General features: G+C 33.8%; 15 protein-coding genes. 9 read left to right on the forward strand and 6 right to left on the reverse strand.

Annotated features, from left to right (window positions below; genetic code table 11):
* Positions 1-86: 86 nt before the first annotated feature.
* Positions 87-2,318: an amino acid permease gene (locus HGP29_RS14190; RefSeq protein WP_168883078.1), complete on the forward strand. Its 2,232-nt coding sequence runs from the start codon at positions 87-89 to the stop codon at positions 2,316-2,318.
* A gap of 72 nt (positions 2,319-2,390) precedes the next feature.
* Positions 2,391-3,563, forward strand: coding sequence for a homogentisate 1,2-dioxygenase (locus HGP29_RS14195; protein ID WP_168883079.1), 1,173 nt, complete (start codon positions 2,391-2,393; stop codon positions 3,561-3,563).
* A 42-nt stretch (positions 3,564-3,605) separates the two neighbouring features.
* Here the strand turns inward: HGP29_RS14195 and HGP29_RS14200 are convergent, their stop codons facing one another.
* The 4 genes from HGP29_RS14200 to HGP29_RS14215 all read right to left on the reverse strand — a co-directional run bounded on the left by HGP29_RS14200 (position 3,606) and on the right by HGP29_RS14215 (position 7,149).
* Complete coding sequence (locus HGP29_RS14200) at positions 3,606-4,508, reverse strand: NUMOD4 motif-containing HNH endonuclease (RefSeq protein WP_168883080.1); 903 nt, start codon at positions 4,506-4,508, stop codon at positions 3,606-3,608.
* An 86-nt stretch (positions 4,509-4,594) separates the two neighbouring features.
* A complete protein-coding gene (locus HGP29_RS14205; RefSeq protein ID WP_168883081.1) occupies positions 4,595-5,122 on the reverse strand; it encodes a DUF4924 family protein in 528 nt (175 codons plus the stop codon).
* 111 nt (positions 5,123-5,233) lie between these two features.
* On the reverse strand, positions 5,234-6,067 hold the full coding sequence (locus tag HGP29_RS14210; protein WP_168883082.1) for an XRE family transcriptional regulator: 834 nt from the start codon (positions 6,065-6,067) through the stop codon (positions 5,234-5,236).
* 143 nt (positions 6,068-6,210) lie between these two features.
* Complete coding sequence (locus HGP29_RS14215; protein ID WP_168883083.1) at positions 6,211-7,149, reverse strand: helix-turn-helix domain-containing protein; 939 nt, start codon at positions 7,147-7,149, stop codon at positions 6,211-6,213.
* Positions 7,150-7,332: 183 nt separating this feature from the next.
* On the opposite strand from HGP29_RS14215, the gene sppA reads away from it, so the two are divergent.
* The gene (gene sppA, locus HGP29_RS14220) at positions 7,333-9,135 is read left to right on the forward strand and encodes a signal peptide peptidase SppA (protein ID WP_168883084.1); all 1,803 of its coding nucleotides are present in this window, start codon (positions 7,333-7,335) and stop codon (positions 9,133-9,135) included.
* Positions 9,136-9,194: 59 nt separating this feature from the next.
* On the opposite strand, the gene HGP29_RS14225 is transcribed toward sppA, so the two are convergent.
* On the reverse strand, positions 9,195-9,830 hold the full coding sequence (locus tag HGP29_RS14225; RefSeq protein WP_168883085.1) for a hypothetical protein: 636 nt from the start codon (positions 9,828-9,830) through the stop codon (positions 9,195-9,197).
* 212 nt (positions 9,831-10,042) lie between these two features.
* Between HGP29_RS14225 and HGP29_RS14230 the strand changes: the two genes are divergently transcribed.
* From HGP29_RS14230 to HGP29_RS14255, 6 genes are all read left to right on the forward strand, one after another.
* On the forward strand, positions 10,043-10,948 hold the full coding sequence (locus HGP29_RS14230) for a hypothetical protein (RefSeq protein WP_168883086.1): 906 nt from the start codon (positions 10,043-10,045) through the stop codon (positions 10,946-10,948).
* 204 nt (positions 10,949-11,152) lie between these two features.
* Positions 11,153-14,833, forward strand: coding sequence for a phosphoribosylformylglycinamidine synthase (gene purL, locus HGP29_RS14235; protein ID WP_168883087.1), 3,681 nt, complete (start codon positions 11,153-11,155; stop codon positions 14,831-14,833).
* Positions 14,834-14,968: 135 nt separating this feature from the next.
* Positions 14,969-15,496 (forward strand): hypothetical protein, encoded by a 528-nt coding sequence (locus HGP29_RS14240; RefSeq protein WP_168883088.1) that lies wholly within the window; start codon positions 14,969-14,971, stop codon positions 15,494-15,496.
* A gap of 265 nt (positions 15,497-15,761) precedes the next feature.
* On the forward strand, positions 15,762-16,364 hold the full coding sequence (locus tag HGP29_RS14245) for a YdeI/OmpD-associated family protein (RefSeq protein ID WP_168883089.1): 603 nt from the start codon (positions 15,762-15,764) through the stop codon (positions 16,362-16,364).
* Positions 16,365-16,749: 385 nt separating this feature from the next.
* The gene (locus HGP29_RS14250; RefSeq protein ID WP_168883090.1) at positions 16,750-17,055 is read left to right on the forward strand and encodes a hypothetical protein; all 306 of its coding nucleotides are present in this window, start codon (positions 16,750-16,752) and stop codon (positions 17,053-17,055) included.
* 117 nt (positions 17,056-17,172) lie between these two features.
* Positions 17,173-18,180 carry a pirin family protein gene (locus HGP29_RS14255; protein ID WP_168883091.1) on the forward strand — a complete coding sequence of 336 codons (1,008 nt, stop codon included), beginning with the start codon at positions 17,173-17,175 and terminating at the stop codon, positions 18,178-18,180.
* A gap of 51 nt (positions 18,181-18,231) precedes the next feature.
* Here the strand turns inward: HGP29_RS14255 and HGP29_RS14260 are convergent, their stop codons facing one another.
* Complete coding sequence (locus HGP29_RS14260) at positions 18,232-21,519, reverse strand: amidohydrolase family protein (RefSeq protein WP_168883092.1); 3,288 nt, start codon at positions 21,517-21,519, stop codon at positions 18,232-18,234.
* Between the last annotated feature and the right edge of the window lie 752 nt (positions 21,520-22,271).

Here is a 22,271-nt window from a genome sequence, read left to right on the forward strand (position 1 = left end):
GTTGATTAAAAAAAGTATCTATTAATTGTATTAATTATGGATCACTTTATTAATTTGAGATAACAAATTGAACTAAAAAGCATTATATGGCTTCATCTTTAGATAAAAGACAACAACAAGGATTTGGAACAGCTCCAGTATTTTTTACATCAATAAGTACAATTCTAGGGGCAATTTTATTCCTAAGATTTGGGTATGCTGTCGCAAACTTAGGTTTACTATCCACTTTCTCAATGGTCTTGGTTGGTCATTTGGTAACTATACCAACAGCTATGGCAATTTCCGAGATTGCAACCAATCAAAAAGTACAAGGAGGAGGAGTCTACTATATTATTTCTCGATCGTTTGGTATTACCATTGGAGGGTCTATTGGTATTTCTCTGTATTTATCTCAAGCAATTAGTACGGCGTTTTATATCATTGCATTTGCTGAGGCGTTCCGTCCATTATTTCCATTGTTGGAACAATATGGTATTGTAGATCCAAATTTAAGATGGATTACGATACCAAGTACTTTCGCTTTAATTGCCTTAGTGATGTACAAAGGGGCTGATTTAGGTATGAAGACCTTATATATAGTTGTTGCTATTCTTTTTCTGTCCTTATTGTCTTTCTTTATTGGAACGACAGAATTTGCAGAAAATTTAGAAAAGATAAATTGGTACGGGCATATAGAGGAGAGTGATAGCTTTTTCAAAGTTTTAGCCATATGTTTCCCTGCCTTTACGGGTATTGCTGCAGGAGTAGGGTTATCAGGAGATTTGAAGTCACCGGAAAAGTCAATTCCTATCGGAACAATGTTCGCTGGTATTTTCGGTATGATTGTATATTTATTAGTGGCTTATAAACTATCCGTTTCGGCTTCTTTAGAAGACTTAGATGCAGATCCATTAATAATGACAGATATCTCTTTATGGGGGCCAATGATACCAATAGGTTTAGCAGCAGCAGCACTTTCCTCTGCAATAGGCTCTATATTGGTTGCACCTAGAACTTTGCAAGCAATTGCTGAAGATAAAGTGTTGCCTAATCACGGTGTTAATAAATGGTTGGGTCAGGTAAATAAAGAATCAAACGAGCCAATAAACTCATCTATGATTACCTCTGTTATTACATTGATATTTGTATTAATAGGTGATATTGATGTAGTGGCACAGATTATCACTATGTTCTTTATGGTGACTTATGGTGCTATTTGTTTGATTAGTTTCTTAGAACACTTCGCTTCAGATCCAGCATATAGACCAGTATTTAAATCAAAGCCTATTATCTCATTAGTAGGAGCATTAATGTGCTTGTATTTGATGTTTAAGATATCGGCTTCATACACTTTTATGGCTTTGATTTTTATGGCACTTCTATATCAAATGGTAAGAAGGTTTACCCCAAATAAAGAAGGGTTAAAAGCTATTTTCCAAGGTGTAATATTCCAATTAAGTAGACAATTCCAAGTTTTCCTTCAGAAGACAGAGAAGGATGATGTCGAGGATCACTGGAGGCCTGCGGTGGTTTGTGTTAGTAGAAACACTTTTAAGCGTTTCGCTGCTTTTAATCTTGTCAAATGGATTGCCCATAAATATGGCTTTGCTACTTATATTCATTTAATAGATGGATATCTGTCGAAAGAAACCAATAGTCTAGCTGAAAAAGATTTGCATAGGCTGATTAAAATTTCAGACGCAAGCAATTCTAAAGTTTACTTGGATACGATGATTAGTCCATCAATGACTTCAGTAATTGCTCAAGTAATCCAATTGCCGTCAGTAGCAGGTAAAGATAATAATATGTTGATGTTTGAATTCTCTAAAAAGGATCCTGATGGACTTCAACAATTGATCGATAACTTTAAGTTAATGTCAGTAACCGGTAATGATATTTGTGTTCTCGGTTCTGATGATAGAAACTTTGGGTATAAGACTGAAATTCATATTTGGTTAACCCCTAAAGATTTAGAAAATGCCAACCTGATGATTTTACTAGCATTTATCATTATTGGGCACCCAGAATGGTCAAATGCAAAAATCACTTTATTAGCATGTTTCCCAGAACCTGAAATTGAAGATAGAAGAGAACAGATTCTTGATTTAATTAAAACAGGACGTTTACCAATTTCAAAGAACAATGTGAAGCTCTTAACTAGGGCAGATAACGTTGATATTAAAACTGTCATTAATCAAACATCACAAGATGCAGACCTTACAATCATTGGATTGAGATTAGAGGCTGCGAAAAAAATCAATGAGCAAGTATTCTACGGATACGATGATATTGGTGATGTTTTGTTCATACATACTGCAAAAAGAAAAGATATTTCTTAAATTGTTCTCACCCAATAGGCCATGTGCTTATTGGGTGAATTTTAATAAACACACATACTTATAAACACTATCATGACTTACTATTACAAACTAGGTAAAATACCTCCTAAACGTCACACCCAATTCCGAAAGGACAACGGTGAACTATACCATGAAGAGTTGGTTAGTTCTTTAGGATTTTCTGGTATTTACTCAAATATCTATCATAAAGAATCTCCAACTAATGTCAAAGAAGTAAAAGAATCTAAGCCATATGGATATAAAGTTTTAGAGGATTATGGGTTGAAAATGACTCATTTGAAAACTGCAGAAATTGGCAAGACAGGTTCTGACTATCTCGATGCAAGATTACCTTTAATGGTCAATAGTCAGTGTGTCATTTCATTATGTAATCCAACAGAATTAACGATGGATTATTTCTTCAAAAATGCAGATGGTGATGAGGCTATTTATGTTTACGAGGGGGAAGGTGAGTTGCATTCACAGTTTGGCGTTTTGCCTTACAAGAAAGGAGACTATATCGTAATTCCTAGAACAACTATTTATCAATTTGATTTCGATTCTTCCAAAGAACAAAAATTTCTTATTGTTGAGTCAAAAGCACCTATAGAAACTGTTGGGAGGTATAGGAATGAAGTAGGGCAATTATTAGAACATTCTCCATACTGTGAAAGAGATTTACATCCGCCAACCCACCTATTAGATTTAAAAGAAAAATCGAATGGGGATTATTCAATGATGATTAAAAAAGGAAATCAGTTGCATCACTATGTTTATGGAAGTCACCCATTAGATGTAATTGGTTGGGATGGCTTTTTATATCCTTATACTTTTTCTATTTATGATTTTGAGCCAATAACAGGGCGAATTCATCAGCCACCACCGGTACATCAAACTTTCCAAGCAAGAGGAGCATTTGTAATATGTTCTTTTGTGCCTAGATTATTTGACTATCATCCGTTGAGTATTCCAGCACCTTATAACCATTCGAATATCGATTCCGATGAAGTGTTATTTTATACTGAAGGAGAATTTATGAGTAGAAAAGGGATTGCACAAGGGGCGTTTACACTGCATCCCGGGGGAATACCTCATGGACCACATCCTGGTACTATAGAAAAAAGTATAGGGAAGAAGGAGACAAAAGAATATGCAGTAATGATAGATACTTTCGCTCCATTATTTCTGACTGAGAACTGTCTACCATATATCGATAAAGAATATCCATATTCATGGCAGTCATAATAAAAAAGGAGATGTTCATTAAGTTGAGCATCTCCTTTTGTTTTATACTTCTTCTTTTTTAGAATATTGAGTGATTGCTGATAAATCATTCTCATTAATATAGTTATACAATCGAGTATATCCGATATCTAACAAGCGACTGATTTTGGCAATACTTTTTCCTTCTTCAAGATATTTTTTGATTAGATCTTTTTTACGCTGAGCAATCTCTTTTCTGTGAGATTTACCCATTTTTCGAATACGATCTAATTGTAAAGGTCTTTGTTCTAAAAGTCTTGTTGATTTGTCTGCCTGAGTTTCCCAGAACAGGTTAATATCATTCAAGTTCTTATAGTCCCAATCTCGGTAAGCTAACTTATGAGCATTGGAAGGTTTTAATTTTCCTAAGTCTCTTAAAATGATTTCAGCTATAGCAAGTGATTTCCATTTACCATCTTCATTTACTCTAATGAATAAGCAAGATCCATTGTCTGAGATTCTATGGTATTTTCCTTTATACTGGAAATAGTCGTGACCATCTTGTGGCTTCTCTTTGGTTTTTTTGGAAGCTTTACAGCTTTTTACAAACTTCTCTGAATAATCAGGAATGTATTTTCTTTTAGTGGCAAATCTAGTTTTTAGCGTACACCATTCTAAGTTATCAACATTGTTATTTGATTTATTTCCATCCTTATGGATAACAATTTGACCTTCTTCTTTAGGTTGTTCTAAAAATAATTCAGCAACCAATCTGTGTACATAAAAAGATTTTTTCTTTCCATCAACTTTGCAATCGATTGATAAATATCCTCCACCAATGTCTCTGCCCTTAATTAGTTCACCTTTTTGAGATCGAGCGTATGATTTTACTTTTCCAGTATTACTAATTTCGTATTTTTTGTCTGTGTAGGGCAGTTCCAACCATGTTTCTTCGATTATCGTTGTTTCGGGCGAAGTTTCTTTCATAATTGATATTTCTAAAAGTGGTTAGTGTTCTTCTGTAGTAATTAAATTAGATATAGTCTACTAGAGTAGAATTATAATTAGGATTGTTAGACTTCTGAAACAGCTTTGTATTTGTATGCTAAATATGATAATACATCACCAAAGGTATCTAGAATCTGTTTTGTGGCATCATCAACTTTTCTTCCTCTAGTTCTTAGTAATAATAAACCAAATATTCCATTAATACAAATTTGTATAGGATTAGTAATCAATCCATCAGCTATTTTAAGGTTCTCGTTTATATGTGGTTCAGCATTTTTATAAGTTTTAGCATATTCCTTATCATTGGCTAAAAGTTGTTCATGAAGTGTAGTGATATTATCAACTTCATCTTGTGCCCAAGAACAATGTCCTTCCTTAAGCACTTCCTCTTTAGTCATTACATCTAATAAGTCTTTATGCCATTTGATCACTTCTTCCTGTTGTTGTTCATCTAGTTTAGTGATATGCTTGATAACATATTCTTTAATATCCTCAAAATTGAAATCGAAAGCTCTTAATAATTCTTCTGATTGATATATATAGATGATATACTCACATATATTTTGCTTTTTCTTTTGATCTGCTATTAGCATAACGGTTTGTTTGATTTTACAGGATATGATTATATCGTATTTATTAAGCAAAATAAAAGGGAATAGTTGTATTACACAACAATTCCCTCATTTATTATCTTTTAGTAACGTTTATTTTTTACGCTTTAAATTCAGTACTTCTTGATCCAATCTCCAAATAGCATCTTGCATTTCTTGGAAACTATTCCCTGCCTCTTGCTCTGGGAATTCTTTAGAAATATGTGCTACTAAGCGCCAAATCTCTCTAACATCTTGAATCTCTACCTCGTATGGAGAATATTTTAAGTTAGTAGATTTAAGAATAAAGCTGTTGTTTGAGCTTACATTGTTGTAAACCTTCTTTAAAACAAAGCCTTCTGAACGAGTAGTAACAATGCATACCTGTCCGTCTCTAATAGCATTCCAATCATCGATAAATTCACCAATAATGATGGTGCCTTCATCTAAAGGAGGCATAGAATCTCCGCTAATTTCAAAGGCTCTATAGGTCTTTCCTTTTGGTAAGAACGGTAATGTATATTTATCTAATTTTTTAATGAAGTTTAGGTCAGAATAGCCAGTTGCATAACCTGCTCTTGCTCTTTCTGGAACCATTTCAATATTTTCCTCACCCTCGGCATCAGTAGTAATAGTTAGAATTCTTAAGTTATCGCCTGAGACATGCTCTTTAATATTTTGGTGAGCATCAATTTCTTGAGGGTCGATTTTAGTAAGATCTTCTTTTAATATCTTATCGATACTTACTTCAAAGAATTCACAAATTTTCTCAAGACGTTTGTAATTGGGTTCAGCTCTACCATCTTCATAGGAAGAAATTGCACTTCTTGATACTGAATCGTCTTCCGTACTTAGCTTATCACCAAGCTCTGTTTGGCTTAACTTTCCATTTTTCTTCTGTCTTAAATATCTAAGGTTGGTGCCAAATAATGAGGTGTTTTTCGACATTTGGTATTATTTTATACGAGGAATACTAATTTTTTTGTCAATTTATGATATTAAACATTTATTGCCAAATATTTTGTCTTAAATCATTATTTTTCTTTCGTATTTCAATAATTGTCAAGCTTTTTAGCAAAAAATAAGTGTTTCTACCTTACATTTTGTGTTAATAATTGATCAATACTAACTTTAAAGAAGTCGCTGATCTTGATTAGGATACTTTGTTTCGGTTCTACACCCATTTCAAAAGATCGAAGGTCTTCAACGCTTATTATGCCTTTTCCATCTTGATTTAATCTTTCTGAAAACTCTTTTAAAGATAGTTTGTGTTTGATACCTCTCAAATACTTAAGATTTCTTGAAAAGAGGGTGTTGCCAATTTCCATTTCGGGGAAATCAGAAAAAATACATGTTTTATATTTCCAAAATTCTAATACTTCATCTTTATGCACTTCATAGGGTTCATAAGATGAGTTTTCAGATTCTAAGATAAAATAATCACCATCTCGGTATACATTTTTAAAAACATATCCATCAGCCTTAGTAGTTACAATGTATTTCTCTCCTAATTTTATTGATTCTTTGTCAAAGCATTTTTCACCTATCACAATGTCTTTGCTTTTCATCGGAGGCATTGAGTCTCCTTTAATTTCAAAAGCTCTATGGCTTTTGGAATCTGAAAATCCTGGTATGTCTATTTTTCGTAGTGATTTATAGAACTCTGGATCTGTGAAGTTGGTTGCATATCCAGCAGAAGCTTTTTGAGGAACTAATGTAACTATATCATTTCCTTCTTGATCAACAGTTGCCATATGGACATCAAACTGAGGTTTAGGAGCTTCTTTTCTCAATCTGTTTTCTAAGTTTTTCTCTTCTAAATTGATATATAAGAAATCATCTAAAGAAATTTTAAAGAAGTCGACAATAATTTTTAAATCTGAAAAGTTAGGAGAGGACTTGCCTTCCCAGTTTAAGATTTTACTGCGATTACATTTCATCCCTTTTTTATTAAACTCTTCTGCAAGATCATTCTGTGTTAGATTAAAGTGCTCTCTCAGTAATTTAAGGTTATTGTTATTATATGTCATCTTCTATAAAATGATTTAAATGATAAATATGTACGCAATAGTAGTCAATTATTTTAATAATGACAAAATAATAAACAATAAATGTTTAAAAAATAAGTGTATATTTTGTCAATTTTTTTCGTGATACAACTTATAATCATGTATCTTTATTCTTAACTAAATATTATAACTTCTAAATAAAATATGAAAGGATTTATTAAGACGACCTTTGCTGTTATCGTCGGTATTTTTTTATCATCGTTTCTATTATCAATGCTTGGAGCTTTTATTGTAGGTGCGATAGTCTCTTCTTCAAATAGTAGTGAGCCAGCCCAAATTGATGCTCAATCCATTTTAGTATTGGATATCACAAAACCAATTAGAGAAATAGGGGAAACAGACCCATTTGAATCATTAAACTCTAGCTTTTTCCCGTCAAATGGTGCTAGAGGTTTGCATGATGTTCTAGATATAATCGATAAAGCAACTAATGATGAAAACATTGCAGGTATTTACTTAAAAGGTGGATCATTTGGTGGGTCTTTACCAATGGCAGTAGAAATCAGAGAAGCCTTATCAAAGTTTAAGGCATCAGATAAATTTGTTTATTCATATGCAGATGGTATTTCAGAAACAGGTTATTATGTAATTTCTGAGGCTAGTAGAGTATACTTAAACCCAATTGGTAATCTAGAACTTAATGGATTCTCATCTGAGATCATGTATTTTAAAGACTTCTTTGAAAAGATAGGTATCAAGCCTGAAGTATTTAGAGTAGGTAAATATAAAAGTGCTGTTGAGCCATTTATTACAGACAAAATGAGTGATGCTAACAGAGAGCAAATTTCATCTTATTTAAATGGTTTGTATGATCATTACTTAGTAGGAGTATCAGCTTCAAGAGGCATTGACCTCGAAACATTAAGAAGTATTTCTGCAGAAATGAAAGTTAGAAATGCAGAAGATGCTGTCAAGTTTAAGCTAGTAGATCAATTAGCTTATGTTGATGAAGTGAAGGAAGATATTGCCAAGATGTTGGAAATCGAAGAAACTTCTGACCTTTCATTCATCAATTATTCAAAATATAAGGACGCATTAGACCCTAGATCTAGAAGAAAAGGGGAAGGTAAAGTTGTGGTACTTTCTGCAGAGGGAGAAATCAAATATGGAAAGGCTGATGGTAGTGAGAATGTAATTACTAACAAAGATTTAGTTCCTGAATTAAATAAGTTAGCTGAGGATGATGACGTTTCGGCTGTGGTATTACGAGTAAACTCTCCAGGTGGTAGTGCATTATCTTCAGACTTGATTTGGAGAGCTGTTCAGAATCTAAAAAAGAAAAAACCTGTTGTTGCATCTATGTCAACATATGCTGCTTCTGGTGGGTATTATATTTCTATGGGTTGTGATAAAATTGTCGCGTATCCAAATACTATCACAGGTTCTATCGGTATCTTCGGTTTAGCATTTAATCCATCTGACCTAATGACGAAGAAGTTGGGGCTGAAGACGTATACAGTAAGCACTGGTAAATTCTCTAATTATCAATCTTTATTAGATGATTTCTCTAAAGAAGATAGAGCTATTATTCAACAAAATGTGAATGAGGGGTATGAAGTATTTACTTCAAAAGCTGCTGAAGGTCGTAATATGAGTCTTGATGCCTTATTAAAGGTTGCTCAGGGTAGAGTATGGACAGGTTCTCAAGCCTATGAGGTAAAACTTGTTGATGAACTTGGTGGTTATCAAAAAGCGATTGAAGTAGCAGCTGAATTGGCAGGCTTAGAAGAAGATAATTATAAAATCAAATACTTACCAGGTGAGAAAGATATGTTACAAGAGTTACTAAGCAGTCTTGAAACTGGTTCTGAAGCTAAGATTAAAGAAATGGTTTTAGGAGAATATTCTTCATATGTTGATGGGACAATGTCATGGTTGGAATCTTTAAAAGGAGTTCAAGCGAGACAACCATATTACGAAGTAATTGAAGGTTTTGAAATGCCTTAATCATAAATTTATTTCAATAAAAAAACGCTCATAACATTGAAGTTGTGAGCGTTTTTTTGTTATAAAATATATAAGTTGAGTTCAATAAATTGATGAATTTCTTCAATCGTAAAAATTTTATATAATTTTTCTGTTGTAATCATTCTAGGCCCTCGATTGTGAATAGAGTCTGAAAGTTTTTGTTGTGTAAGTTGATCTAAATAACTTTCGGCTTTTTCCCAATTGGAAGAATAATTTAAATCTGAGATGAAATCGTTTTCACTATTTTCAGAAAGCAAGAATGCTTCATCAGAATCAAAAGGGTAATGGTTGTCTAATAGTTGCTTATAAATTCTATTTACCTCAATAATGGAATCTTGATGCGTACTTAAATGAAGCATCATTGCTTTTAACCAGAGCATTGAGGTGAAATCTTTATTATCAGAAACGATATATATATTATACCAATACTTGTTCAGCTGAGTAGCGAAGATCTCCATAAACACACCCACTATCCAAGTCTTATTCTCTCTATGTTTCTTGTAACCTTTTCTATTTAAGTCATTTAGACTGTTTTGTAAGGCGGTTAATATCTCGTCTTTTAAATCGTTTTGAAATACCTCATGCTTAGGGAAATAGAAGGCTGCATTCTCTTTCCAAATCTTAAATATTTTTTCTGCTTTTTTGGGGAGCTCCTGTAGAGGACTGATATCCATTATTGTATTTTTTTGATTTTATGTTGACAAAAGTAAATCTAAATGAATTAATTATTGGTGATAAAATGTTACAGAAGAGAATTCTTTTTAAAAATTTCACTTTTCTAAGAATATCCTTAAACGAAAAGGCAAGTTTCTTGTTATATGTTTAAATAGAGTACTACAATACTTATATTGGAATAAGAACTTTATGATCCAATTACTACCTTCCTATGAAACCTACGCCACATACAGATCATCTATCTAGATTCATCGAGAAAATATACGAAATAAAAGAAAGTCACAATAATGTTGTTACTCAAGCTGACCTAAAAAAGACAGCCTTAGAAATGGGACTGTCTGATTTAGAGTGGGTGAGAATGCAAGATTTATTTTCAGCACACCTTGCTCGTGCAATAGGTTATCATAAATATAAAAATTGGGATGATGCTATATTCGAAATAGATCAGGCGTTAACAATCAATCCGTTTGATGCGAAGGCACTTTTTCTTTTATCCTCAAGTTATGCCAACAAGTACTATGAAGATGAAAAGAAATCAGATAGAGATACAGCTATATTATATGCGAACAAGTGTTTAGAGGTAAACCCATTGGACGATAAAGCTCTTCAGTTATTAAGTTCTTTAAAGAAGGAAGCAAGACAAAGAAAGATCATAGAGAGGGAATCGTTAAAGACGCTTATTGTTGCATGTTCATTTGGGGCCATAATTTTTTCTGCATTAGCTTATCTTTCATTATCAGATATGGTGGTGACAACAATACCATATTCTACGGAGGTGGTGAAGAATACTCAAAATGAAATTAAACCTGATGTCCGCTATTATTCTGATCGTAATCATGATGAGAGCTTTTTTCAGCTAACTGATAATGTAATCAAGATCTTTGAACAGAAATCGGCATTGGTTTTACAAGGACAGATAAAGGAAGAAGTACAAGATAATAACGGAGTATTTGTAAAGTGGAAAGATGTAGAAGGTAATATTATTCATGCAGAGCATTTTACTTTACAGTACTTAGAAGATATAAAAGATCCTCAAAGTGATCATTTTAAATTGATAAGATTTCTTGAGTCTGAAAAAGCTATTGCTATAGCTAAAGTGGACATAGTTTTGGACTAGAGTTTGATTTTGGCGTTAATCAGATTAAAGGAATTAAAAATGCATTCATTTAAGTAAAAAATGGATGCATTTTTTTATACATAATATCTTAGTTAGTGACATTAACTTAATTTTTAACGTAGTTTTTTACAATAATATGTAGAAATAGTAAAATTAACCTTACTTTTGGGGGCATAATCAAGCTGTTGAAATCAATTACGCAAAATGGTACTCTTTTTTCGAGGCAATACAGACAACGTATTTGCAGTTCACGCCAGTCAGGCGCTTTCACAAGAAAATGTTAATAAACTTTCTTGGTTATTCGGCAATGCACAACAAATAGATCAAACTTCTATTGAAGGATGGTTTATTGGTCCACGTAAGGAAATGTTGACTCCTTGGAGTACAAACGCCGTGGAAATTACTCAGAACATGGGCATTGAAGGTTTAATTCGTATTGAAGAATTCCTTCAAGTTGAATCTGAGAAATCTGCTGATTTCGACCCAATGTTACAAGCTTTGTACGAAGGTCTTGATAGTTCTATCTACACTATCGATGTAGAACCAGAACCAATCCAACATATCGAAGATATCTCTGCTTACAACCAAGCAGAAGGATTGGCACTTAGTGATGATGAAGTAAGTTACTTAAACGAGGTAAGTGAGAAACTAAATCGTAAGTTGACTGATTCTGAGGTTTATGGTTTTGCTCAAGTCAACTCAGAGCACTGTCGTCACAAAATCTTTAATGGAATATTTGAAATTGATGGAGAAGAAAAACCTACTTCATTATTCAAATTGATCAAAAGGACTTCTAAAGAAGCTCCAGATAATTTGGTATCAGCATATTCAGATAATGTTGCCTTTATTAAAGGACCTGTATCTGAACAATTTGCTCCTGTTACTCAGGATAAACCAGATTTCTTTGAAACAAAAGATTTTGAATCAGTAATTTCATTAAAAGCGGAAACACATAACTTCCCAACTACTGTAGAGCCATTTAATGGTGCTGCAACTGGATCAGGTGGAGAGATTCGTGACCGTGTTGCAGGTGGTAAAGGTTCAATGCCTTTAGCAGGTACTGCTGTATATATGACATCTTATTCTCGCCTAGAAGATAACAGAAACTGGGAGAAAGGGATGGAAGAAAGACCATGGTTGTACCAAACACCTATGGAAATTCTTATCAAAGCATCAAATGGTGCTTCAGACTTTGGCAACAAATTCGGTATGCCATTAATCTGTGGTTCAGTATTGACTTTCGAACATGAGGAAGACAATAAGAAGCATGGTTTTGATAAAGTAATAATGATGGCAGGGGGTATTGGTTATGCGAAAAAGCGTGATGCCTTAAAAGATACTCCAGAGAAAGGTGATAAAGTTGTTGTTATGGGTGGTGATAACTACCGTATCGGTATGGGCGGTGGCGCCGTATCATCTGTAGCAACTGGTGAATTTTCTAACTCAATTGAGTTGAACGCTATCCAACGTTCTAACCCTGAAATGCAGAAGCGTGTTTACAATGCGGTTCGAGCGATGTCAGAAGGTGAAGAGAATCCAATCGTCTTAATTCACGATCATGGTGCAGGTGGACACTTAAACTGTTTATCAGAATTAGTGGAAGAAACAGGTGCACAAATTGATTTAGAAAAATTACCTGTAGGTGACCCTACATTATCTGCGAAAGAAATCGTTGGTAACGAGTCTCAAGAAAGAATGGGCTTAGTAATCAACGAAAAACATATTGATACTTTAAAGAAAATTGCTGAACGTGAGCGTTCTCCATTATACGTTGTAGGAGAAACAACAGGTGACATGCAGTTTACTTTTAAAGATACAAAAACAGGTGAGGCTCCAATCGATATGCCTTTGGACTATATGTTTGGAAAAGCGCCTAAAACAATTATGCGTGATACCACTGTTGCTCCTAACTTCTCTGAAGTACAAGTTGAGGCAACAAAAGTTCATGAATATTTGAATGATGTTTTACAACTTGAAGCAGTTGCATCAAAGGATTGGTTAACAAACAAAGTAGACCGTTCTGTAACTGGTAGAGTAGCAAAACAACAAACAGCTGGTGAATTACAGTTACCATTGAACAACGTTTCAGTGATGGCTTGTGATTACAGAGGTAAATCAGGTATCGCAACTTCTATTGGACATGCTCCTGTAACTGCAATGATTGATCCTGCTGCAGGTTCAGTGAACGCAATTGCTGAATCATTAACTAACATGGTTTGGGCTCCATTAGAAGGAGGTTTAACATCAGTATCGCTTTCTGCTAACTGGATGTGGCCTTGTAAAAATGAAGGTGAAGACGCTCGTTTATACAAAGCGGTAGAAGCTTGTTCTGATTTTGCTGTTGCTTTAGGAGTAAATATCCCTACGGGTAAAGATTCATTATCAATGACTCAAAAGTATGGTGATGAAAAAGTTTATTCTCCAGGTACAGTAATTATCTCAACGGTTGGTGAGGTTTCAGATTTAAAACAAGTTGTTGAGCCAGTTGCTAAAGTAGGTAAGAAATTAGTCTACGTAGATTTAGCAAAAGATGGTTACGCTTTAGGTGGATCATCACTTGCTCAAGTTTTAAATAAAGTAGGTAAGAGAGTATCTTCAGTTCAAAACCCTGAATACTTTGCAAAAGGTTTCGGTGCAATCCAATCTTTAATTAAAGAAGGTAAGATTGTTTCCGGACATGATGTTTCAGCTGGTGGTCTAATCACTGCTTTATTAGAGATGACATTCCCTTCTCAGAATGTTGCTTATAATGTTGATATTTCTTCAGTCTCTGAAGAGAGCTTAACTAACATTCTATTCTCAGAAACTCCTTCTGTGATCTTCCAAGTTGAAGACGAAGCTGCATTATCTGAATTAGAAGGTAGCGGAGTTAATTTCACAGTTATCGGTGAAGCTGTAGAAGGTGAAAGCACTACTGTTAAATATCAAGATGCTGAATTGTCTTTCAATACTGCAGAGTTAAGAGATGTTTGGATGAAAACATCACACTTATTGGATAGACAACAATCTGGTAAAACATGTGCTGATGAGCGTTTTGCTTCATATAAAATTTCTCCTTTACATTACACTTACCCAGAGAACTTCACTGGTAAGCTTTCTGATTACGGTATTGATGCTGATAGAAAAGATAGAACAGGAATCAAGGCTGCTATCATCAGAGAGAAAGGTGTAAATGGCGATAGAGAAATGGCTTACTCAATGCACTTAGCAGGTTTCGATGTAAAAGATGTACATATGACAGATTTAATCTCAGGAAGAGAAGATCTATCTGATGTGAACTTCATCGTATTTGTTGGTGGATTCTCAAACTCTGATGTATTAGGTTCAGCTAAGGGTTGGGCTGGTGCATTCTTGTACAATGAGAAAGCGAAGCAAGCACTTGATAACTTCTACGCAAGAGAAGATACATTGTCATTAGGTGTATGTAATGGATGTCAGTTGATGATCGAATTAGGTCTAGTAACCAAAGGTCATGATAAGGCTCCGAAGATGTTACATAATGAATCTCATAAGTTTGAGTCAGGTTTTGTGAACATGACTATTCCTGAGAATAACTCTGTAATGTTACAGTCTTTAGCCAATACTCGTTTAGGTGTATGGATTGCTCACGGTGAAGGTAAATTTGACTTACCTTATGCTGAGGACCAATACAACATTGTAGGTAAGTATGGTTATGAGACGTATCCTGCTAATCCGAATGGATCTTCGTTCAATACTGCAGCATTGGCTTCAGAAGATGGACGTCATTTAGTAATGATGCCTCACTTAGAAAGAGCGATCTTCCCTTGGAACTGGGCTCACTACCCAGAAAGAAACGACGAAGTTTCACCTTGGATAGAGGCATTTGTTAATGCTAAAAATTGGGTAGCAGAAAATAAGAAATAATAATTTTCTAATTATCTATATAAAATCTCCTTGAGAAATCAGGGAGATTTTTTTTATATCATTAATTTGATAATGTAGTTTCTTGAAAAAAGAAATATAACCCAATTAAAAATTAGTATTATAACTATTTCATTTATGAGAAAATTCTTAGCTACACTACTATTCTCTTTCTTTTTTATCTTAGATGGATATTCATATTCCTGGGATAAACTCGAAGACCCGAAAGATAAATCTTATCTTTTCAGTGAAAACTCCTCAGTTTTACAAAATGGTAAAACAGTATCAGCAAGTAAAGGGCGTGGACAAAAATTCGAGATTGGTATTCGTTTCTGGGATGATATAGGGATTGACTTCTGTCTTAATCTTGCTAAGAACAGAGTTCATTTTACAGGTACCTTTGGAAACAGGTTTAATCTATCTGTTTATTATGATTGGATCTTTAATATCGAAAACACTAATGGTTTGGCATTATACGTAGGTGCAGGTGGTAAGATATCATTTGGTGATCCAACCGATTTTGGTATCGGTGCAAATCTAGGTATACAGTACGCATTCGATATTCCTTTATCTATAGGGTTTGATTGGAGACCAACATGGTGGTTAACACATGGATCTAACTTTAGTAGTGGCGATTATGCTTTTATGGCCAGGTTTAGATTCTGATAAAATATATTTATAAAAAAAAAAGGTTAGTGGATTAATAGAATCTGCTAACCTTTTTTATTTCGCTTTTTCCTCGTGCTTGAAGATTAGAAAATACCACATGAGGAATAGAATTACAATTTCTCCCATTTACATATTTCTTTTTATCAATAAACGGATCTACACTCTTTTAGTTTAATTATAAACATTATATTTTATGATTGATCGTTTATATTAAGATTGATTATGAATACAATTCAATAAGCAAACGCAAAAAATTAGTATTATGAAAAAATTTGAAACGGTAGATGACTATATTCTACATACTGATAAATGGAAGGAAGAACTTAACATTTTAAGAGAATTACTTTTAAATACAGTATTAGAAGAAGGTGTAAAATGGGGAGCACCTATTTATATGATTAATAAAAAGAATGTGGTCGGTATAGCATCTTTTAAGAATTATGTAGGTTTGTGGTTTCATCAAGGGGCATTATTAGCGAATAAAGAGAATGTTCTCATCAATGCTCAAGAAGATAAAACTAAAGCCTTAAGACAATGGCGTTTTGAAAGTAAGGAGGAGCTTATAACCCAATTAAACTTAATTAAAGAATATGTTGATGAAGCAATTAGTAATCAACAAAACGGTTTAGAAGTTAAGATCGATAGGACACCTAAACCTCTAATTCTACCCAATGAACTTGTAGATGCTTTTGTAAATGATAAGGAGTTGGAAACTGCATTTAAATCTCTAACCTTATCAAAAAAGAGAGAATATGGGGAATATATTAGTACTGCTAAACGCGAGGCAACTAAACTATCAAGAATAGAAAAGATAATTCCTATGATAAAGAATGGTATTGGGCTTAATGATAAATACAAAAAATAAAATAAGTTCCACATTTAAAGTAATTTAGATTCATTCTTAAAAATATGTTAAATAGATTTGCATAAATCAAAATTATAAAAGTATTCAAGATGTTATTCCAAGTTAAATATATCGCAACAAAAAGATGCATGTCTCTTCCGACAAGGAGACAGGTTTCTGATATATGTAGGGGATGACAATTTCATTATATACAACTTTCGAAAGTCCAATACTATATATCAGTGTTGGACTTTTTTTTATTCAATTAATGTTTCACTATAAATTTTAATCTGATGATTAATGTAGAAAAACAAGCCATGAAAATCGGCTTTAAGCACACTTGGAGTTTATTTCTAAACCATGTGAAAGAACAAAAAATCAAACAACAATTTTTACTTAGCACATCATGAAAACAAGAAGATTTTTATACATCATCGTCTTTATTGGGGTAGGGAGTTATATTATCTTAGGAGAACTTCTTAGAGACTTATTTATCTCATTTTTATATATGGGAGGTACAATTTTATTTGTTCTATTACCATTTATTCTATTTAAAGATCAAAAAAGATCTAATACAAAAAGAGCAAAGAAAAGCGAAACTATAGAAAAGATTGAAAGTCCTAAAGTAGAGACTTTAGATCACAAATTACTTCGTGAAGAAAAAGGAAAAGCAATCTATATGACTATTTACAGTGTCGAGAGCTCTCCATAAATAAAATAATATAACTGAGACAGTACTTTTGCTGTCTCTTTTTTTACTACAATGTTTGTTTAAACAAATATTTTCACTACATTTGTTTAAACAAATAAAAAAGGAGAGAAAAAAATCATGAAAATATTATCAACAGCACCTTTAGGACCACAATGGCCAACTTTAGACCCTTTCTTATTTACGGCACACCATAAAGACTATTTTCCTAGTGGGAATGATGATATGAGTATTTCTGTACCATTAAATGGAAGAAATATTGGATCTGACTTTTCTGGAAAAGATGGATGGAGTATGTACCATGGTAGGAAGATACCTGGGTTTCCTTATCATCCACATAGAGGGTTTGAAACAATAACCATTGTTGATGAAGGAATGGCTGATCATTCAGATTCATTAGGTTCAGCAGGTAGATTTGGTGATGGAGATGTTCAATGGATGACAGCAGGTAAAGGGGTTCAACATTCTGAAATGTTCCCTTTATTGAATACTAATAAAGACAACCCGCTTGAGTTATTTCAAATATGGTTGAATCTCCCTAAAAAGAGTAAAATGGTGGATCCCCATTATAAAATGCTTTGGAATGAGGAGATACCTATCATCAATGAAAAAGATAATGATGGTAATACTGTTGAAATAAAAGTTGTAGCAGGTCAATATAAATCTGTCGCTCCTTTATCACCAACTCCTGATTCTTGGGCAGCAGATTTAAATAATAATGTTGCAGTTTGGAGAATAAAGCTTTCACCTAATGCTCTATATAACTTAGCTCCAACGGAGAAAGGAACCAATAGGGTATTATATTTCTATAATGGTGATAGCGTTCAAGTAGAGGATAAATTAGTTCATGAAAATACTTGTTTTCAAGTAGATGAGACAGAAAGTATATCTATTAAGGCAGGGAATTCAGAAACCTATGTATTGTTACTCCAAGGAAAACCAATTGGAGAACCTGTTGCTCAACATGGGCCTTTTGTAATGAATACAAGAGAAGAATTACAACAGGCATTTGATGATTACCAACAGACTCAGTTTGGTGGATGGCCTTGGGATAAGCAAGAAATGGTTCATGATAAAGATAAAGGACGATTTGCTTTACATGCCGATGGTACTTTAGAAGAGAAATAGAAAAAAAAGCCTACTGCAAAACACAGTAGGCTTTTTCTTTTACAATGTATTTTAATGCAAGCTACAACCACATTTCGGAACTGTAAAGTTCTGTGTTTGTTCATGCCACTCGAATTGAGGATTGTAACCTTCCATTTCCCAATAGAATTTTTTACGTTCCTTTCCTTCAATTACTTCGTTCATTGTTTTAGAATCATATAACACACCATTGATCATTACATGCTCAATAGATTCTGTGTTTCTAATGTTCTCCAATGGGTTTTTATCAAGAATGATGAGGTCGGCTAACTTGCCTTCTTCTAATGAACCTACATCACCATCTAGTCCTAAATAATGTGCACCGTTATAAGTTGCTGATCTAATGGCTTCAATAGGAGACATACCACCTTGCTCTAACATCCATAATTCCCAATGAGCTCCGATACCTTGAATTTGACCATGTGCACCTAAGTTTACTTTTACACCTTTATCAGATAAAGCCTTAGCAGACTTAGAAGTTGCGATATATCCAATTTCATATTCCTCTTGTGGAATCATTGTTCTATGACGAGAACGGCTATCGATAATACTTCTTGGAGTGAAAGTCAATAAAGGTTCTTTCTCCCAAACTTTTGTATTCTGATACCAGTAAAACTCACCATTTACACCACCATAGTTTACAATTAACGTAGGAGTATAGCCAACTTTCGTTCCTGCCCATAACTTCTGAACATCATTAAATACAGGAGTGACAGGAATGTTATGTTCGATACCTGTATGACCATCTAAAATCATAGACATGTTATGATAGAAAGTTGAGCCTCCTTCTGGAACTACCATGATCTCTTCTTCTTCAGCAGCTTTAATCACTTGCTGACGTTGCTCTCTTCTTGGTTGGTTATATGATTTCACGGAGATAGCACCCCATGCTTTCGTTCTTCTAATTGCAGAACGGGCATCATCCAATGAATTGATATTGGCTTTGAAATCACCATCGGCACCATAAAGGATTACACCTGTAGAATAAATACGAGGACCAACCATGGTACCTGTTCTTACCATTTCCGATTGGTTAAACACCATCTCAGAGTTTGCAGAAGGGTCATGAGTGGTAGTTACACCATAAGCAAGGTTTGCATAGTAGGGCCAATTTTGTTGAGCAGACATTCCTAATCGGAAAGCACCAAGATGGGCATGCGCATCAACAATACCAGGCATAATTGTTTTACCATTACAATCAATCACTTTGGCTTCTTTTGGAACAGTAACGTTTTCACCAATTGCAACGATTCTGTTCTCTTTGATCACAACAGTACCTTTTTCGATTACCTTATTATCAGTATCAACAGTAATGATTCTTGCATTTGTTAAAGCAATGGTAGTGTTAGGCTTAGCCGATTCTAATTTTAAATCCACCTTAATTCCTTCACTTTTTGGCTCAGACAACTCTTTCTTAGCACCATCTACAAAAGCAAAAGACTCTTGTAGGGAAGTAGAGAAGTACTCATTTCCTAATGACCAGTGTAAAGTTTTAGAATCACCTGACCAATGAATGTTATATCCGGCATCTTTGGCTACTTGTGCTACAGGAACTGCTTTAGTCGATGAAGACAAATCAATTGGTTTACCTGCTAGTGGCATAGGAGCGATATATACTTTAAACAATTCTGTAAACGCAATCCATTTGTTATCAGGAGACGGAACAAATTGGTTCGTATACTTTGTAGTGAAGTGCGTACGCGTATCTTGACCATTTAGATCAACACTCTTAAATGCTTTTTTCAAAGCACCGAAGAAGAAGCCACCTGTTTGGTAGAAAATACGATCCCCTTTTGCATTGAACTGAGGGAAATCGCCACTTTCAGTAACTCTTTTAATGGTAGACAAGTCGTTAATTGCAACTACATAAACACCAGCTTCATTGGTATAAACATACCCTTGCTGATTGTTACCACTTTCTTTTACAAAAGTGATCATTTTATTATCAGGAGAGAATTGAGGTCTTCTATAAATACCTTTTGGCAGGGCTAAAGTATTTGTTGCTTTTGATTTGAAATCGTAAACATGGATTTTGCCTTTTTCCTCATCATTCCAAGTAACGTAAACCATTTTAGATCCATCCTTAGAAATATTAGGCTCGTACTCAAAAGCAGTTTCTTGTGATGTAAAACGCTTTGGCTTACCATTAGGCATCTTCTTAGAGTAAAGATATCCGGCAGCATGGAAATAAATGGTCTTACCATCAGTAGAGGTGGTTACATTACGTAATGCTTTAGCTGTGAACTCCTCAGGAGCTACTTCATGCTTAAATCTTAGTGAAGGAGTTATTTCTTGTTCTACCTCTACTTCAAAAGGAATTACTTCTCCTTCTCCAGTCGTAGTATCCACTTTCCAGATTTTACCGCCTTTACCCCATATAACAATATATTTATCATCTGGAGTCCATGCATATTTTGTTGATGGACCGAAAATAGCCCATGCTTCTTGTTGATCTTTTTCTAATTGATCGAAAAGTGGTTTTTGTGCTTTAGTTTCAAAATCATGAATGTATAAAACAGATTTAGTTCTAACTCTACGAATAAACGACATCTTCTTTCCGTCGTGAGATACCTTAGGGCCAATCGCTCCACCTGGACCACTTACAACAGTTTCTGTTTCTCCGGTTACTCTATCATATGATTTAATGATATAAATCTGATTGTTTGGATCCTTATTGTATTGGAAGAAACCACCAGGATAAACATCCTCTACATAGTAAAGTTTCTTACCATCAGGAGAGATTTCAGGGGAGTTAATATCTTGTTGTTCGTTTTTTCTTGCAACTAATTCTATACCATCACCACCAGAAATATGATACATATATAAGGCACCAGCACCTAATGAACGCGTAAATGTAAAGTGCTTTCTTGCAACTAAATATTGGCTGTCTTCTGTCCAAGTAGGGTTATTTAATAATCGGAAAGACTCTTTTGTAATTTGCTTTGCCTCTGAACCATCTACATTCATCACCCAAATATTATCACCACCACCAGCATCTGAAGTGAAGGCGATTTTCTTTCCATCAGGACTAAATTTTGGTTGCACTTCCCAAGCTAAACCTTTTCTTATAATTTGAGCTTTTCCACCTGAAATAGGCATAGTGTAGATATCGCCTAGTAAATCAAATACAATAGTTTGGCCATCAGGGCTAACATCTAAGTTCATCCATGTGCCTTCATCTGTCTTGAAATTAACTTTCGATGTTGTTCTTGGTGGTTTGTTTACATCCCATTGATCATTTTCTTTTTCCTCTTGACCGAAAGAAATTAAAAATGACGATAGGAAAAACACACCAATTAATAGGGTACGTTTATTTATCATTTGTTGGAAGTTATATGATTGAATGTGTTATCAAGCAATTTCTTGACTTTACTATATGATTCAAAAAAAATAGAATAGAGGGTTCAAATAATTATCAAATAATAACAAAAAGATGAATATTCATTCAATAAACGAAATATGAAAGTTTGCGATCGGATCATAAAAAGATGACGACCGTCATCAGAGTATATAATAGTGTAGTTCAATTAATAGTGATTATACATAACCCAAAAACACTTTTTAATTTCGATAATTTTTTGCCCGTATCGAAAATGCTTTGTTATGATGATGATAGTTTAAAGATGTAAACAGTATTGAAACAGCCTTGTTCAGTAGATTAAGGCTGTTTTTTTATACCTACTTTATTCAGTGCTTTGATTAAGAATACTCTTTTTTGATAAAAAATCGATCACATTTTTATAGTATAATCGATTGGTGAAATGAGACAGTCGGATTATAAAAAGATGACGGTGATCACTAGAGTATACTATAGTGTAGTTCAATTTAATAGTGATTATACATAACCCAAAAACACTTTTTTTATTTCGATAATTTTTTGCCCGTATCGAAAATGCTTTGTTAAGATGATGATAGTTTAAAAGATGTAAACAGTATTGAAACAGCCTTAGTCAGTAGATTAAGGCTGTTTTTTTCATTAAACTTATAGTGTTATAAAATAATCTGTATCATTTTATTCTCTAAAACCTTTATATAAATTGTCTCTAGTTAATTTATTCATAACCTATTTTATC

Origin of the sequence: Flammeovirga agarivorans (assembly GCF_012641475.1) — a bacterium.
Lineage (GTDB): Bacteria > Bacteroidota > Bacteroidia > Cytophagales > Flammeovirgaceae > Flammeovirga > Flammeovirga agarivorans.

Excerpts from the sequence above, each read along its gene's own strand:
- HGP29_RS14190 (WP_168883078.1), top strand. The coding sequence starts at position 87 with ATGGCTTCATCTTTAGATAAAAGACAACAACAAGGATTTGGAACAGCT.
- HGP29_RS14195 (WP_168883079.1), top strand. The coding sequence starts at position 2,391 with ATGACTTACTATTACAAACTAGGTAAAATACCTCCTAAACGTCACACC.
- HGP29_RS14200 (WP_168883080.1), bottom strand. The coding sequence starts at position 4,508 with ATGAAAGAAACTTCGCCCGAAACAACGATAATCGAAGAAACATGGTTG.
- HGP29_RS14205 (WP_168883081.1), bottom strand. The coding sequence starts at position 5,122 with ATGCTAATAGCAGATCAAAAGAAAAAGCAAAATATATGTGAGTATATC.
- HGP29_RS14210 (WP_168883082.1), bottom strand. The coding sequence starts at position 6,067 with ATGTCGAAAAACACCTCATTATTTGGCACCAACCTTAGATATTTAAGA.
- HGP29_RS14215 (WP_168883083.1), bottom strand. The coding sequence starts at position 7,149 with ATGACATATAATAACAATAACCTTAAATTACTGAGAGAGCACTTTAAT.
- sppA (WP_168883084.1), top strand. The coding sequence starts at position 7,333 with ATGAAAGGATTTATTAAGACGACCTTTGCTGTTATCGTCGGTATTTTT.
- HGP29_RS14225 (WP_168883085.1), bottom strand. The coding sequence starts at position 9,830 with ATGGATATCAGTCCTCTACAGGAGCTCCCCAAAAAAGCAGAAAAAATA.
- HGP29_RS14230 (WP_168883086.1), top strand. The coding sequence starts at position 10,043 with ATGAAACCTACGCCACATACAGATCATCTATCTAGATTCATCGAGAAA.
- purL (WP_168883087.1), top strand. The coding sequence starts at position 11,153 with ATGGTACTCTTTTTTCGAGGCAATACAGACAACGTATTTGCAGTTCAC.
- HGP29_RS14240 (WP_168883088.1), top strand. The coding sequence starts at position 14,969 with ATGAGAAAATTCTTAGCTACACTACTATTCTCTTTCTTTTTTATCTTA.
- HGP29_RS14245 (WP_168883089.1), top strand. The coding sequence starts at position 15,762 with ATGAAAAAATTTGAAACGGTAGATGACTATATTCTACATACTGATAAA.
- HGP29_RS14250 (WP_168883090.1), top strand. The coding sequence starts at position 16,750 with ATGAAAACAAGAAGATTTTTATACATCATCGTCTTTATTGGGGTAGGG.
- HGP29_RS14255 (WP_168883091.1), top strand. The coding sequence starts at position 17,173 with ATGAAAATATTATCAACAGCACCTTTAGGACCACAATGGCCAACTTTA.
- HGP29_RS14260 (WP_168883092.1), bottom strand. The coding sequence starts at position 21,519 with ATGATAAATAAACGTACCCTATTAATTGGTGTGTTTTTCCTATCGTCA.